The organism is Variovorax glucosi, assembly GCF_051216695.1.
Lineage (GTDB): Bacteria > Pseudomonadota > Gammaproteobacteria > Burkholderiales > Burkholderiaceae_C > Variovorax.
Genome location: NZ_JBPJZE010000002.1, coordinates 678,730 through 692,422 on the forward strand (window position 1 = coordinate 678,730; position 13,693 = coordinate 692,422).

Consider the following 13,693-nt stretch of genomic DNA (forward strand, 5'->3'; position numbering starts at 1 on the left):
TGAGTCTCCGTATATTTGGCGTCGGGGGCGCAGAGGCTAACGCAAAGCGCAGCGTGTGTGCCTGAGTGGAAGTACGCAGGAAGTATGCAGACAGCGCGCAGGGCAACGTTCAGGCGTCGGTCGGCGATTTCGGATCGCCCGGCTCGTCGGACGCGACGAACAGGCTCCAAACCGCCATGAAAAGCGCCGCGATCACGGGGCCGATCACGAAGCCGTTGATGCCGAACAGCGCCATCCCGCCGATGGTCGACATCAGCACGATGTAGTCGGGCATCTGCGTGTCCTTGCCGACAAGCAGCGGCCGCAGGATGTTGTCGACCAGGCCGATCACGAACACGCCGACGAAGATCAGCACCGCGCCTTGCCAGATGTGGCCGGTCGCCAGGAAGTAGAGCGCCACCGGACCCCAGATCAACGCCGCGCCCACGGCCGGCAGCAACGACAGGAAAGCCATCAGAACGGCCCAGAGCAATGCGCCCTGCACGCCGAGGAACCAGAAGGCGAGGCCGCCGATGGTGCCCTGCGCCACTGCAACCGCGACGTTGCCCTTGATGGTGGCGCGTATCACCGTGGTGAACTTGTTCAGCAGGAAGTGCGTGTGCGGCCTGGCCAGCGGCAACGCATTGCGGATCATGGCCGACAGGCCCGCGCCGTCGCGCAGCAGGAAGAAGAGCAGGTACAGCATCACGAAGAAGCTGACCAGGAAGTCGAACGTGTTCTGGCCGATCGTCAGCGCCTGTGCCGCGACGACCTGGCTGCCCTGTGCAGCGCCGGCGCTGATGCGCTCCTGCCAGGCCGACATGTCGCCCAGGTTGAACCGCTCCATCAGGTTGATCACCGGCCGGGGAAGCGCGTCGTAGATCTGCTGGAAATAGCTGGCGAAGTTGATCTCGCCGGACCGGATGCTCTGCGAAACCAGCATGATTTCCTGCACCAGCGAAGCCGCGATCACGCTCAGCGGCAGGATCACGATGAACAGCGTGATCGCCAGCGTCGCAATCGCGGCCCAGGTCGATTTGCCGTTCATCTTCTTCCGCAGCCATTTGTAGAGCGGCGTGAAGATGATGGCAAACGCGACGCCCCACATCACGGCACCGAAGAAAGGCAGCAGGATCCAGATGAAGGCGGCCGTGACGACCGCGAGAAGAGCGAGGAACACGCCGCGCTGGAGTTGAGGTGAATTCATGGTCGCTGGAATGTAGCCGAGCCGCTGCGGCTCGCGTGTCGGCTGAGAGGCTGGCAATCGCGGAGTTTGGTCAGCCGTCGCACCGTGTACACATCTTGTGTTTGTGTTGACAACAGATACACAACTGCAGAAAATGAGTTGTTGCCACGACGTTGAAAAGAAGGAGCGACCGATGCGCGATGCTGCAATCAACCTGCGTGCCCTGCCCGAGCAACGCGACCTGATCGACCATGCCGCGACCCTGCTCGGCAAGAACCGCTCCGATTTCATGCTTGAAGCGGCCTGCGACCGTGCCCGGTCCGTGGTACTGGATCAGGTTTTCTTCAATCTGGATGCGGAGAAATTCGAGCAGTTCACCGCGATGCTCGATGCGCCTCTCGGCCCCAACCTCGGGCTCGAACGTCTGATGGCCGTCAAGGCGCCCTGGAGCGCCGGAGCGGCATGAATTTGCTGTTGAGTGTTCCGCAACCCCTTGCCGCATCCCATCTCGTCGATACATTCGCATGCGGAGAACTCAGCCTTGATGAATGGCTCAAGCGTCGGGCACTGACCAACCAGCTTAGCGGTGCCAGTCGCACTTTCGTCGTTGCCGACGAGGCTGAACGTGTTCATGGCTACTACGCCATGGCCGCCGGAGCCGTTGCGCATCAGATGGCCACAGGCAGCGTGCGGCGCAACATGCCTGATCCCATACCGGTTCTGGTGCTGGCCCGGCTGGCGATCGATCACCGGGCGCAGGGCATGAAGCTCGGTTCCGCTTTGCTCAAGGACGCCGTAGGTCGTGCGATGAGCGTTGCAAAGAATGCCGGGGTGCGGGCGCTGCTCGTCCATGCGCTGCATGAGCGCGCCAGACAGTTCTACGAGCACTACGGTTTCCAGGAGTCGCCGCAGCATCCGATGACCTTGATGCTCCGTCTCAACGTCGAAAACGCCTGAGGCACTCGAGGTCGTACCGCCTTCAGTGCGCCTCGGCCTGCTTCGCCGCAGCGATCACGGCCGCTTCGTCGTGCTTCGCACCATTCAGGAACAGGTTCAACCCGACCGCAGCCAGCGAGGTCAGCAGGATGCCGGACTCGATCAGCGAATGCAGCCCGTGCGGCATCCACTGCTTGAAGTTCGGCGCGATCAGCGGAATCATCCCGAAGCCGATCGACACGGCGACGATCATGGCGTTGTGGCGATTGCCCTTGAAGTCCACGCCCGACAGGATGCGGATGCCGGTGGCCGTGACCATGCCGAACATCACGAGCCCGGCGCCGCCGAGAACCACCGTCGGCAGCGATTCGACCAGCGCAGCCATCTTCGGCAGCAGCCCCAGCACCACCAGGATCACGCCGCCTGCCACGCAGACGAAGCGGCTGCGCACGCCCGTGACGGCCACCAGCCCGACGTTCTGCGAGAAGCTGGTGTACGGAAAGGTGTTGAAGATGCCGCCGATCAGCGTGCCCAGACCGTCCGTGCGCAGGCCCCGTGCCAGGTCCTGCTGGCCGATCTTGCGGTCGGTCATCTCGCCGAGCGCCAGGAACATGCCGGTCGATTCGATCATCACGACGATCATCACCAGCGTCATTGTCAGGATCAGGAACGGATCGAACTGCGGCATGCCGAAATGGAAAGGCAGCACGACGTCGAACCACGCCGCCTTGCCGACCTTCTCGAACGTCATGATGCCCAGCGCCGCAGCCACCGCACCGCCGATCACGATGCCCAGCAGTACCGAGATGTTGGCAATGAAACCCCTGGCGAATTTAACGATCAGCAGGATAGAGACCAGCACCAGGGCCGAGATGCCGACGCCGGTGAGTTCGGCATAACGGGGGTTCGGCACGGTCGGCACGATCGCGAAGCCCTTGGGCACCGGTGGTATCGCAGAACCCGGTGATGTGACGTCGGCCAGCCATTTGGTGTAGGCCGGATCGACCACGTTGGGCGCGGTCGGGCCGAACGGATTGCCGAAGATCCAGTTGATGCCCACACGCATCAGGCTGATGCCGATGACCGCGATGATCGTGCCGGTGACGACCGGCGGAAAGAACCGCAGCATCCGGCTGATGGCCGGCGCGATCAGTATCGAAATGATGCCCGCGCCGATGATCGAGCCGAACAGCAGTTGCGCACCTGCCGCGCCCGGATTCGCGTTGGCGATGGCGACCATGGGCGCAACCGAGGCGAAGGTCACGCCCATCATCACCGGCAGCCGGATGCCGAACCACTGCGTCGCACCGAGCGACTGGATCAGCGTCGCGATGCCGCAGCAGAAGAGGTCGGCGGAAATCAGCAGCGCGACTTCGTCGGGACTCAACTTCAATGCGCGGCCGACGATCAGAGGCACCGCGACGGCGCCTGCATACATCACCAGTACGTGCTGCAGGCCGAGGGCGCCGAGCTTGACGGCGGGAAGTTTCTGGTCCACCGGGTGGACGGAGAGGGAAGGCGATCCTGTCTGGCTCATCGTTTGCTCCTTTTAATGACCAATGCAAAAACGATGCCGGGGCCAGAGCCGGTTCTTTGGGATTTATCCGAACGGGACGCCTTGCCGCCGACCCTAGCATCGATTTGTCTGGATGAACGAGGCAGCCGAGCCGACTGATTCAGGTGACACCCAATACACAACCATCTACGTCAAGACATTGGTCTTTAAAAAAAATGACTCACCCAGTTTCTCAAGCAATGGCAGTTCGGCAACGCAATCAAGCGATTACTTCACCGGTTGCAAAACCTGCCGCGCAAAATTTCGTCAGAAATGCTGCCGATGTCGGAGTGGGCGATTCGGTAAAAGACGGCCAGAGACGTTCCGGATCCACCCGTGGGGCCGTCCTGGCGGGTCCCAACCAGATCCCCGTCAATACCGCACGCGAATCGAGAGCATTGGTATCGCTCAGACTGGACAGTCGGAGTTTGCTGGGGTTGATCAACAACATGCCCGATCCGCAACGAGGTCAAACCTTCTATTCACCCCAGGGTGAGTTGGCACTCGTCCGTAACGACGGTCAGGGTATGGCGGAAATCCTCGTCAATGGAAAGCCTGCTTTCAAATGCTTCAATGACAACTTCTATCCCGGCGCCACGCACGTGATGATGGCGGGTCCGCAGAACCGGATGTATGCGGGGCGGGATTTGCCTCCGGCGTACCTTGCTCAAGCAAACGCGCTCGTCGGCCATGCACACAGAGCCATTTCAGGCCTCGGTTCCTGAGCCCAGCAGATCCGCCAGCGTCCGCGCGATCACCTTGGTTGCGCGGCGCAGGTCTTCCAGCACCACCCGCTCGTCGCTGCGCTTGGCATGCGACTCCAGTACCGTGCGCGGGCCGGCGCCGTAGATCACGCCGGGAATGCCGGCTTCGGCGTACAGGCGTACATCGGTGTAGAGCGGCGTGCCCATCGCCGGGATCGATTCGCCGAAGAGTTCGGCGCCGTGCTTCTGGATCGCATCGACCAGCGCCTTGTTGCCGGGCAGAGGGCGCATCGAGTTGGCCAGCAGCAGCCGCCTGATGTCGACCGTGATGCCGGGGCTCTGCGCGGCGGCGTCTGCGATCACCTTGCGGATCGTCGCTTCGACCTCTACCGGGTTCTCCTCCGGGATCATCCGGCGGTCGAGTTTGAAGACGACCTTGCCGGGCACGACGTTGGTGTTGGTGCCGCCCTCGATGCGCCCGACGTTCAAATATGGATGCGTGATGCCCTCGACCTGCGAAGTCACGGTCTTGTAGGTCGCGTTCTGCGCATAGAGCGCGTTCAGGATGCCGACCGCGCCCTGCAGCGCATCGACGCCGGTCGATGGAATAGCCGCGTGCGCCATCTTGCCGTGCACGGTCACTTCCATCTGCAGGCAGCCGTTGTGGGCGGTGACCACCTCGTAGCTGAAGCCGGCGGCGATCATCAGGTCGGGCTTTGTCAGGCCGTTCTTCAGCAGCCAGCCCGGGCCGAGCAGTCCGCCGAATTCCTCGTCGTAGGTGAAATGCAGTTCGACCGCGCCTTTGGACGGTTTCGCGACCGCTTCGAGCGCGCGCACCGCGAAGGTGAAGCTGGCGAAATCGCTCTTGCTGACGGCTGTCGCGCGTCCGAACAGGCTGCCGTCGACGATTTCCCCGCCGTACGGGTCGTGCGTCCAGCCGTCGCCGGGCGGCACCACGTCGCCGTGGGCGTTGAGGGCGACGGTCAAACCATCGTTCCCGTACTTGCGCCGAACGATCAGGTTGGTCAGCGATTCGAGGCCGTAGTCCTTCACATCTTCGGCGGGCACGGCATGCTTCTCTGCGTCGAAGCCGAAGTCCGCCAGCAGTTCGGCCGTGCGTTCGGCATGCGGCGCGTTGTTGCCCGGCGGCGTGTCGGTCGGCACGCGGACGAGTGCCTGCAGGAAGCGCACTTCCTCGTCGAAATGGGCGTCGATCCAGGCGTCGAGCTGGGTGTGGTCGGTCATTGGAAGCAGTTCAGGAAGTAGGGTTGGCGGCCAGGTCGTCGAGCAGCAGCGCGAAGGCATCGACGGCCAGCTGGATGTCGTCGCTGGTGCTCGATTCGAGCGGGTTGTGGCTGATGCCGGAATTCAGGCCGCGCACGAAAAGCATCGCCTGCGGCATCACCTCATGCAGCTTCATCGCGTCGTGTCCGGCGCCGCTGGGCATGCGGAAAACCGGCAGGCCGAGCGTCTCGACCGCGCGTTCCCAGCGCTGCTGCCATTCGGGCGCACTCGGCGCTGCCGACGCGCGCATCGCTTCTTCAATGGTGTGCTGCACGCCGCGTCTTGCACAGATGTCGTGCAGGGCGACCAGCACGTCGGCCACGACCGCGTCGCGCTGCGCATTGTTTGGGGCGCGGATGTCGAGGCTGAACTTGCAGCGACCCGGCACGACGTTGATGGACCCGCTCGGCACTTCGAGCATGCCGACGGTGGCGACCGAATCGCCGTCCTGCGATGCACGCTGCTCGGCGAACAGGATCAGCTCCGCCACGGCCGCTGCGGCGTCGTGGCGGCGTCCCATCGGCGTCGTGCCCGCATGGCAGGCGGTGCCGATGATCTCGCCGACGAAGCGCACGCCGCCGTTGATCGACGTCACGACGCCGAGCGGCAGATCGAGTTCGTTCAGCACCGGGCCCTGTTCGATGTGCACCTCGACGAAGCCGAGATAGCGGGACGGATCGCGCTGGATCGCGGGAATCTCGTCGATGGGCAGCTCCGCGTTCTGCATGGCCTGGCGCATCGAGATGCCGTCGGCATCCAGCTGGTCAAGCCATGCGGGATTGAAATGCCCGATGAGCGCACCGGAGCCGAGGAAGGTCGCCTTGTAGCGCTGACCTTCTTCTTCGGCGAAGCCGACGACTTCGATCGCGAACGGCAGGCGACGGCCCTGGCGGGACAGCTCGCGCACGCAGGCCATCGGCACGAAGATGCCGAGCCGGCCGTCGTACTTGCCGCCGTTGCGCACGGTGTCGTAGTGCGAGCCGGTCAGCAGCGCCTTGGCATCGGGCGCCGCTGCTTCGTAGCGACCGACGACGTTGCCGACGGCGTCGATGGTCGCGCTGTCGAAGCCGCAATCGGCCATGTCCTGCACGATCCGCGCGGCGCAGGCGCGGTGCGCGTCGGTGAGGTAGGTGACGGTGAGCTGGCCCAACTCGGCATAGCCGGGTTCGGTGTGCGCCGCCAGCGATTCCTGCCAGTCCCATACGACGTTGCCGAGCGCGGGCACGACGCCAAACTTGTCGTTCAGCCGGATCTCGGCGATGCGGTGGATATTGCGCAGCGCTTCGCCGCGTTCGAAGGCCGGCAGGTGATTCAGCCGGCGTTCGAAGGTCGCGATGATTTCCTGCTTCGACAGGCCGGTGCCGCGCGGACCGCGTACCGCGAGGATCGGCGGGAAGCCGAACTTCGCACCGTAGTCGGCGTTGAGCTTGCGGATGTGCGCGAGTTCGTCGGACGTGCAGTTCGTCAGGCCTGCGCTGCGCTGCTCGTGCGTCGACTCGGCGGTCAGCGATTGCGCTTCCATCGCCTTGCCGGCGAGTTCAGGATGGGCGCGGATCAGCGAGAGCTGCCGGTCGTCGGGCGCGCTGTAGACGGCACTTGCCAGCGCGTGCTTGAGATGCGCCAGCGAGCGGAACGGCCGCGACGGCAATGCTGCCTCGGCCACCCACGGCGAGTGTTCGTAGACGCCTTCGAGCAGGGCGACGAATTCGGTCGGCGCGGCTGCGTTGAGTCGGTCGATGGTGAGAAGAGTCATGTCAGGCTCCGGCGCCGGGGAGGTTGTGGTTGAAAGGATGCACCTGCTTCCAGTGCCGCGCAATGTCGACGCGCCGGCAGACCCAGACGTCTTCGAGCTGCGCGATATGGTCCAGGAAGCGCTGCAGCGCGACGATGCGGCCCGGTCGGCCGAGCAGACGGCAGTGCATGCCGATGCTCATCATCTTCGGGCTGTCGTCGCCTGCCGGATCGCCTTCGGCATACAGCGCGTCGAACGTGTCCTTGAGGTACTGGAAGAACGGGTCGGCATGCGAATAGCCCTGCGGCAGGGCGAAGCGCATGTCGTTGCAATCGAGCGAATACGGGACGATGAGTTGCGGCACGACCGCGCCGTCGGTCTTCTGCACCGTCATCCAGAACGGGAGATCGTCTCCGTAGTAGTCGCTGTCGTATTCAAAGCCGCCGTAGTCGGCCACCAGGCGGCGGGTGCGCGGGCTGTCGCGGCCGGTGTACCAGCCGAGTGCACGTTCGCCGGTCAGCTTTTCGATGGCCTGCATGCCGAGCGCCATGTGCTCGCGCTCTGTCGCTTCGTCGATGCCTTGGTAGTGGATCCAGCGCCAGCCGTGGCAGGCGATCTCGTGGCCGAGTTCCTTGAAGGCGGCGGTGAGTTCCGGGTAGCGCTCCAGCGCCATGCCGACACCGAAGACGGTCAGCGGAAGCCCGCGCTTCTCGAACTCGCGCAGGATGCGCCAGACGCCGGCGCGCGAGCCGTATTCGTAGATGCCTTCCATGCTGATGTGGCGCTCGGGAAAGCTGGCCGGATTGAACATCTCGGAAAGGAACTGTTCCGATCCGGCATCGCCGTGCAGCACGCTGTTTTCGCTGCCTTCTTCGTAGTTGAGGACGAACTGCACGGCCACGCGAGCGCCACCGGGCCAGCGCGCATGCGGCGGATGGCGGCCGTAGCCGACGAGGTCGCGGGGATAGGGAAGCGTCGAGTCGTAGAGCATGGTCGGTGAGGGGTTCAGGAGAGCGCAAGCGCGACGTCGTGCGTCGGTACGCGACGGTCGTAGATCAGGCTGGCCTCGACGTGCGCGAGGTGGTCCGTCATGAGTCGAACGGCGAGTTCCTCGTCTTTCGCGGCCAGCGCCCTGACGATGTCGGCGTGCTCGTCGCTGGAATGCGCGGCGGCGGCGGGGCTCTGGTACATGAGTGTGATCAGCGCGCAGCGGGAAATCAGGTCGCCCAGCATCTGCGCCAGCACCCGGTTGCCCATCAGCTCCGCCATGCGGACATGGAAATCGCCCAGCAGTTCGGAGCGGCCGGTGACGTCGTCGCGCACCACGGCGGCTTTTTCTGCGGCGACGTGTTCGCGCAGCGCCTCGATGCGCGCCGGCGTGACTTCGCGCACGAAGGCGCGCGTCATCTCGGCTTCAAGCATGCGGCGCACCGCGAATACCTCGCGCGCCTCGTCGACAGCCGGCGCAGCCACGAAGGCACCGCGCGCCGGTTCGAGCCGGATCAGCCGGTTTTGCGAAAGCTGGAACAAAGCTTGCCTTACCAACGTACGCGAAACGCCGAAGTGATCGGCCAGCTTCTGCTCGGCCAGCTTGCTGCCGGGCTGCAGCCGGTGCTCCACGATGGCTCTGGTCAATGCTTCGACGATGGCGTCGGTAGGGGAAAGCTCCATGCATTCATGATAAAGCCAAGCTGGGAATGTGTATACACTTTGGAATACAAAAGGAGCGACCCATGGGCCTGAGTACCCACGTACTGGACACGATGCACGGCACACCCGCCGCCGGGATGGCCGTGAGCCTCTACACCACGCTCGGCGAAAGCGCCACGCTGGTGCGCAGCTTCACGCTGAATGCGGACGGCCGCAGCGACGCGCCGCTCTACGACAACCAGTCGCTGAAGACCGGAACCTACCGGCTGGTTTTCGACGTGGCGGGCTATTTCGAGTCACGCGGCGTGACTTTGCCGGAGCCGAATTTCCTGAACCGCGTGGCGCTGGATTTCGGCGTTGCGCATACCGATCAGCATTACCACGTGCCGCTGCTGGTGAGCCCGTGGAGCTATTCCACCTACCGCGGCTCGTGAAACGCTTTTCGTCAAAGCTGGCCTTCTGTCAGCGTGTCGAGCTGGAAATGGCCGCCCTTGTCCCAGAGCCAGGTGTCCGTCCATGTGACCTTGCCCATGCGGGCGGCCGCAGGGAACGGCGACGCATCCAGAACGGTGCGCTCGATTTCGGCGATGACTTCCGGCGCGTGTTTCGGTGCACGCAACCAGTGCATGGACACGACCTTTCCACTGGCGTCGACGTTGACTTCCAGCGTGCCCACCGCGTAGAGCATCGGCGGCAGCTTGCCGCCGAAGATGCGCGTCCTGTTGCTTTCATACACGTGACGGGCGGCGTCTTTTCGGTATTCGCGTGGCGTGGCTGCGGTCGACGCCTTGGGCAGGGTCTGTTGCGCCGGGCCGGGATCGGGCGTCGCGTGGGTGAGCTGGCCCGGCACCGGTCGCGTGATCGGTGCGGTCGGGCTGCTGCCGCAACCGGCGAGCCACAGCGTGGCGAGGAGGGCGCCGGACAGCGCGAGGCGGCGGTAGATCGGCTGGAATTTCATCGGCGCGGTTATACCGCGCGGGCGCCGAACCCTGGCAACCGAAGGTTTCCGGTACAGGGCGACGCATGAAGTCGGTGCTCGACGATCTGCTCGAACGGCTGGCCGAGGAGGACTGCGTATTGGTCCGCATCGAGGCGACCGAGGGCTCGGTGCCACGCGAAGCCGGTACCTGGATGGCGGTCTGGGCCGACGGGCTGACCGGCACCATCGGCGGCGGGCAGCTGGAATTCCAGGCCGTCGCCGCGGCCCGCGCTGGCATCGACGGTACTGCCTCACTGCCCGGCACCGGCACGCTTTGCCGCTATCCGCTCGGCCCGAGCCTCGGCCAGTGCTGCGGCGGCGTGGTTTATCTTTCTTATCGCCGCGCTACCGCTCGGGATGCGAACGCGATGCGCGACGAATTCACCGCCCGCCTGCCGCCCGTTGCGCTTTTCGGCGGTGGCCATGTCGGCGCTGCGCTGGCCCGTTTGCTCGCCACGCTGCCCTTCGCCGTCCGCTGGATCGACAGCCGCGACGGTGTGTTCGCGCCCGTGCAGCCGGCGCAGATTGCAGCCGAACATTCGGAGCCGGTGCACGCCGCGGTGGCCGGTCTGGCTGCCGGATCGCGAGTGCTGATCATGAGTTTCAGCCATGCCGAAGACCTCGACATCGTCGTCGCCTGCCTCCAGCGCGTTCGCGCGCACGACGATCTGCCCTTCATCGGCCTGATCGGCAGCCGGACGAAATGGGCGACATTCCGCCACCGCCTCGAAGCACGTGGTTTCTCGGAAAGCGAACTGTCCCGCATCACCTGCCCGATCGGCGTCCCCGGCATCGGCGGCAAGGAGCCCGAGGTGATCGCCGTCGCTGTCGCAGCCCAGTTATTGCAATCGATGGAAAGTTGAATCATGGAAAGTTATTACCTCGACTGGGCCAACCTGCTCTTGCGCTGGGTCCACGTCATCACCGCCATCGCCTGGGTCGGCGCCTCGTTTTACTTCGTCATGCTGGACAACAGCCTGGAGAAGCCGCAGGACGCCGAATCGCTCGAAAAAGGCGTGGGCGGCGAGCAATGGGCCGTGCACGGCGGCGGCTTCTACAACATGCAGAAGTACGGACTCGCGCCGAAGAAACTGCCGGAACACCTGCACTGGTCGTACTGGGAGAGCTATACGACCTGGCTTACCGGATTCGCGCTTTTCACGGTGTCGTACCTGTGGAACGCCAGCACCTACCTGATCGACAAGTCGAAGATGGACTGGCAGCCCGGCGCCGCGGTGTCGGTCGCGCTGGCGTTCTTCGTCGTGTTCTGGATCGTCTACGACGCGATCTGCCAGATCTTCGGCCGCCGCAAGCACGGCGATGCGATCGTCGGCGTGCTGGTGGCCTGCTTCGTCGCCTTCGCCGCCTGGCTCGCCTGCCACTGGTTCGCCGGTCGTGCCGCCTTCCTGCTGGTCGGCGCGATGATGGCCACGACCATGAGCGGCAACGTGTTCTTCTGGATCATCCCGGGCCAGCGCGAGAACGTCGCTTTGCTGCGCGAAGGCAAGCCGGTCAACCCGATCCACGGCCAGCGCGGCAAGCAGCGCAGCGTGCACAACACCTACTTCACGCTGCCGGTGCTGTTCGCGATGCTGAGCAATCACTACAGCTTTACCTACACGCACAAGTACAACTGGATCGTGCTGCTGCTCATCATGCTGGGCGGCGCAGCGATACGTCAGTTCTTCGTGGTGCGGCATCGCTTCAAACTCGGCAACGCGAAGAATCCGCTGCCGTACGCAATGGTCGGCATCGCGGTCCTCGGTCTCACGATCGTATGGATGAAGCCCGAGCCGGTCGCTCCGGTTGCGCCGCCGGTGGCTGGCGCCGTCGTGCAGCAGGTCGCGTTCGGCGACGTGCAAAAGGTGCTGGAACAGCGCTGCTACATGTGCCACGGCGCGACGATGCAGATGAAGAACGTCCGCCTCGACACGCCCGATCAGGTTGCGCTGCATGCGCAGGCGGTGTATCAACAGGCCGTGGTCACGAAGATTATGCCGATGAACAACGCGACAGGCATCACGGATGCCGAGCGGGCGCTGCTCGGGAAGTGGTTCCTGGCGGGGGCGAAGACCAATTAGGAGGCGTGATGCAGGTCATTCTGGATTTCATCAACAACCTGCTGCAGCTGTTCAGATTTTTGACCTGAGCCCTTAACCCGTTCGTGCTGAGCTTGTCGAAGAATTGCGCACAGCTTCGACAGGCTCAGCACGAACGGTTATGGGCTCAACCCGAACGGTGATGGGCGGGGCTCGGCCCTAACGGCTGGGATTCGCCAGCACCATTGCCAGCCGGTTGTGCCGTTCCACCAGCGGCCCCAGATCCACTGTCGCAAGTTGCCCCTCCCGCACCACGACGCGCCCATTGACCACCGTGTAAGCCGCCTGCGGACTCGCACACAGCAGCAGGCTCGCAACTGGGTCGTGCACCGCGCCGCCGGCGAACGCGACTGTGTCCAGATCGAACAGCGCCATATCGGCGCACATGCCCGGCGCCAGATGGCCGATGTCTGCGCGGCCCAGCACTTCGGCGCCGCCGCGCGTGGCAACGGCCAGCGCATCGCGCGCCGTCATTTCCGCCGGGCCATGGTCGCAGCCGAAGGGCTCCAGCGAACGCCCGACGCGCGCCAGCAGCAGCGCCTGCCGCGCCTCGTTGACCATTTGCGCGCCGTCGTTGCTGGCGCTGCCGTCGACACCCAGCCCGACCGGCACTCCGGCATCGAGCATGCGGCGGATCGGCGCGATGCCGGAGGCCAGCCGCATATTGCTGCACGGGCAGTGCGCGACGCCGGTCTTCGTCTTCGCGAACAGCGCGATGCCGGACGCGTCCAGCTTCACGCAGTGCGCGTGCCAGACGTCGTGGCCGAGCCAGCCGAGGTCCTGCGCGTATTCCGTCGGCGTGCAGCCGAACTTCTCCCGGCTGTAGGCGATGTCGTGATCGTTCTCGGCCAGGTGGGTGTGCAGCCGCACGCCGAGACCCTTGAACGATCGTGCGAGCAATGCCGATTCGCGCATCAGGTCGCGGCTGACGCTGAACGGCGAGCAGGGCGCGACGGCGACGTTGGTCATCGATCCGTGCGTCGCGTCGTGGTAGCGCTCAATGAGGCGCTGCGTGTCGGCCAGGATCGCGTCCTCGCGCTCGACCACGCGGTCCGGCGGCAGGCCGCCCTGCGACTGTCCGACGCTCATGCTGCCGCGTGTCGCGACAAAACGCATGCCGATCTCGCGCGCGGCCTCGATGCTGTCGTCCAGCCGCACGCCGTTCGGGTAGATGTAAAGGTGATCGCTGCTGGTGGTGCAGCCCGACAGCAGCAGTTCGGCCATCGCGAGTTGCGTCGAGACGCGCACCATTTCGGGCGTCAGGCCGGCCCAGATCGGATACAGCCCGCCCAGCCACGAGAACAGTTCCGCGTTCTGCACCGCCGGAATCGCGCGCGTCAGCGACTGGTACATGTGGTGGTGCGTGTTGACGAGTCCGGGCACGACCAGATGGCGGCCGGCGTCGATCACTTCATCGGCATCGGTCGGCATGTCGGCAGCGGCGCCGATGGCCTCGATGCGGTGGTCGCGGATGAAGATCGACGCATCTCGAAGCTCGGTACGGGCCTCGTCGAAAGTTGCGACGCAGCGGGCATTGCGGATCAGAAGCGTAGACATGGCGACAGAATAGTGCCCAGGAGAGACAAACA

Annotated in this window: 14 protein-coding genes; 6 read left to right on the forward strand and 8 right to left on the reverse strand. The window is 64.6% G+C overall.

The annotated features are described in order from the left end of the window. Window positions 1-109: 109 nt before the first annotated feature. Window positions 110-1,186, reverse strand: coding sequence for an AI-2E family transporter (locus ACSFA3_RS11535; RefSeq protein WP_435505576.1), 1,077 nt, complete (start codon window positions 1,184-1,186; stop codon window positions 110-112). A gap of 172 nt (window positions 1,187-1,358) precedes the next feature. Here ACSFA3_RS11535 and ACSFA3_RS11540 point away from each other — a divergent pair, with 172 nt between their 5' ends. Then, window positions 1,359-1,631: a type II toxin-antitoxin system TacA family antitoxin gene (locus ACSFA3_RS11540; protein WP_435505577.1), complete on the forward strand. Its 273-nt coding sequence runs from the start codon at window positions 1,359-1,361 to the stop codon at window positions 1,629-1,631. Then, the gene (locus ACSFA3_RS11545) at window positions 1,628-2,122 is read left to right on the forward strand and encodes a GNAT family N-acetyltransferase (protein ID WP_435505578.1); all 495 of its coding nucleotides are present in this window, start codon (window positions 1,628-1,630) and stop codon (window positions 2,120-2,122) included. Before ACSFA3_RS11540 ends, ACSFA3_RS11545 begins: the two co-directional genes overlap by 4 nt. Before the next feature lie 22 nt (window positions 2,123-2,144). Here the strand turns inward: ACSFA3_RS11545 and ACSFA3_RS11550 are convergent, their stop codons facing one another. Continuing rightward, window positions 2,145-3,638 (reverse strand): nucleobase:cation symporter-2 family protein, encoded by a 1,494-nt coding sequence (locus tag ACSFA3_RS11550; RefSeq protein WP_435505579.1) that lies wholly within the window; start codon window positions 3,636-3,638, stop codon window positions 2,145-2,147. Window positions 3,639-3,856: 218 nt separating this feature from the next. Between ACSFA3_RS11550 and ACSFA3_RS11555 the strand changes: the two genes are divergently transcribed. Continuing rightward, window positions 3,857-4,381: a hypothetical protein gene (locus tag ACSFA3_RS11555; protein ID WP_435505580.1), complete on the forward strand. Its 525-nt coding sequence runs from the start codon at window positions 3,857-3,859 to the stop codon at window positions 4,379-4,381. On the opposite strand, the gene ACSFA3_RS11560 is transcribed toward ACSFA3_RS11555, so the two are convergent. From ACSFA3_RS11560 to ACSFA3_RS11575, 4 genes are read right to left on the reverse strand one after another with little or no spacing between them, the layout of a single operon-like run. After that, window positions 4,364-5,605, reverse strand: coding sequence for a M20 family metallopeptidase (locus ACSFA3_RS11560; RefSeq protein WP_435505581.1), 1,242 nt, complete (start codon window positions 5,603-5,605; stop codon window positions 4,364-4,366). The two genes, ACSFA3_RS11555 and ACSFA3_RS11560, sit on opposite strands and share 18 nt — an antisense overlap. A gap of 10 nt (window positions 5,606-5,615) precedes the next feature. Continuing rightward, a complete protein-coding gene (uraD, locus tag ACSFA3_RS11565; protein ID WP_435505582.1) occupies window positions 5,616-7,397 on the reverse strand; it encodes a 2-oxo-4-hydroxy-4-carboxy-5-ureidoimidazoline decarboxylase in 1,782 nt (593 codons plus the stop codon). A gap of 1 nt (window position 7,398) precedes the next feature. Next, window positions 7,399-8,367: an allantoinase PuuE gene (gene puuE / locus ACSFA3_RS11570; protein ID WP_435505583.1), complete on the reverse strand. Its 969-nt coding sequence runs from the start codon at window positions 8,365-8,367 to the stop codon at window positions 7,399-7,401. Window positions 8,368-8,381: 14 nt separating this feature from the next. After that, window positions 8,382-9,047: a GntR family transcriptional regulator gene (locus tag ACSFA3_RS11575; protein ID WP_435505584.1), complete on the reverse strand. Its 666-nt coding sequence runs from the start codon at window positions 9,045-9,047 to the stop codon at window positions 8,382-8,384. Between the two features lie 62 nt (window positions 9,048-9,109). Between ACSFA3_RS11575 and uraH the strand changes: the two genes are divergently transcribed. Beyond that, window positions 9,110-9,460 carry a hydroxyisourate hydrolase gene (gene uraH, locus ACSFA3_RS11580; protein WP_435505585.1) on the forward strand — a complete coding sequence of 117 codons (351 nt, stop codon included), beginning with the start codon at window positions 9,110-9,112 and terminating at the stop codon, window positions 9,458-9,460. Window positions 9,461-9,471: 11 nt separating this feature from the next. Here uraH and ACSFA3_RS11585 read toward each other — a convergent pair whose 3' ends face one another. Then, complete coding sequence (locus ACSFA3_RS11585) at window positions 9,472-9,984, reverse strand: hypothetical protein (protein ID WP_435505586.1); 513 nt, start codon at window positions 9,982-9,984, stop codon at window positions 9,472-9,474. Between the two features lie 65 nt (window positions 9,985-10,049). Between ACSFA3_RS11585 and xdhC the strand changes: the two genes are divergently transcribed. Both xdhC and ACSFA3_RS11595 read left to right on the forward strand, forming a co-directional pair. Beyond that, window positions 10,050-10,868, forward strand: coding sequence for a xanthine dehydrogenase accessory protein XdhC (xdhC, locus tag ACSFA3_RS11590; protein ID WP_435505587.1), 819 nt, complete (start codon window positions 10,050-10,052; stop codon window positions 10,866-10,868). Window positions 10,869-10,871: 3 nt separating this feature from the next. Continuing rightward, complete coding sequence (locus ACSFA3_RS11595) at window positions 10,872-12,086, forward strand: urate hydroxylase PuuD (protein ID WP_435505588.1); 1,215 nt, start codon at window positions 10,872-10,874, stop codon at window positions 12,084-12,086. A gap of 177 nt (window positions 12,087-12,263) precedes the next feature. Here the strand turns inward: ACSFA3_RS11595 and ACSFA3_RS11600 are convergent, their stop codons facing one another. Further along, complete coding sequence (locus ACSFA3_RS11600) at window positions 12,264-13,661, reverse strand: 8-oxoguanine deaminase (protein ID WP_435505589.1); 1,398 nt, start codon at window positions 13,659-13,661, stop codon at window positions 12,264-12,266. Window positions 13,662-13,693: the final 32 nt, after the last annotated feature.

Coding starts and splice junctions, on each gene's coding strand:
- ACSFA3_RS11535 (WP_435505576.1), bottom strand. CDS start 1,186: ATGAATTCACCTCAACTCCAGCGCGGCGTGTTCCTCGCTCTTCTCGCG.
- ACSFA3_RS11540 (WP_435505577.1), top strand. CDS start 1,359: ATGCGCGATGCTGCAATCAACCTGCGTGCCCTGCCCGAGCAACGCGAC.
- ACSFA3_RS11545 (WP_435505578.1), top strand. CDS start 1,628: ATGAATTTGCTGTTGAGTGTTCCGCAACCCCTTGCCGCATCCCATCTC.
- ACSFA3_RS11550 (WP_435505579.1), bottom strand. CDS start 3,638: ATGAGCCAGACAGGATCGCCTTCCCTCTCCGTCCACCCGGTGGACCAG.
- ACSFA3_RS11555 (WP_435505580.1), top strand. CDS start 3,857: ATGGCAGTTCGGCAACGCAATCAAGCGATTACTTCACCGGTTGCAAAA.
- ACSFA3_RS11560 (WP_435505581.1), bottom strand. CDS start 5,605: ATGACCGACCACACCCAGCTCGACGCCTGGATCGACGCCCATTTCGAC.
- uraD (WP_435505582.1), bottom strand. CDS start 7,397: ATGACTCTTCTCACCATCGACCGACTCAACGCAGCCGCGCCGACCGAA.
- puuE (WP_435505583.1), bottom strand. CDS start 8,367: ATGCTCTACGACTCGACGCTTCCCTATCCCCGCGACCTCGTCGGCTAC.
- ACSFA3_RS11575 (WP_435505584.1), bottom strand. CDS start 9,047: ATGGAGCTTTCCCCTACCGACGCCATCGTCGAAGCATTGACCAGAGCC.
- uraH (WP_435505585.1), top strand. CDS start 9,110: ATGGGCCTGAGTACCCACGTACTGGACACGATGCACGGCACACCCGCC.
- ACSFA3_RS11585 (WP_435505586.1), bottom strand. CDS start 9,984: ATGAAATTCCAGCCGATCTACCGCCGCCTCGCGCTGTCCGGCGCCCTC.
- xdhC (WP_435505587.1), top strand. CDS start 10,050: ATGAAGTCGGTGCTCGACGATCTGCTCGAACGGCTGGCCGAGGAGGAC.
- ACSFA3_RS11595 (WP_435505588.1), top strand. CDS start 10,872: ATGGAAAGTTATTACCTCGACTGGGCCAACCTGCTCTTGCGCTGGGTC.
- ACSFA3_RS11600 (WP_435505589.1), bottom strand. CDS start 13,661: ATGTCTACGCTTCTGATCCGCAATGCCCGCTGCGTCGCAACTTTCGAC.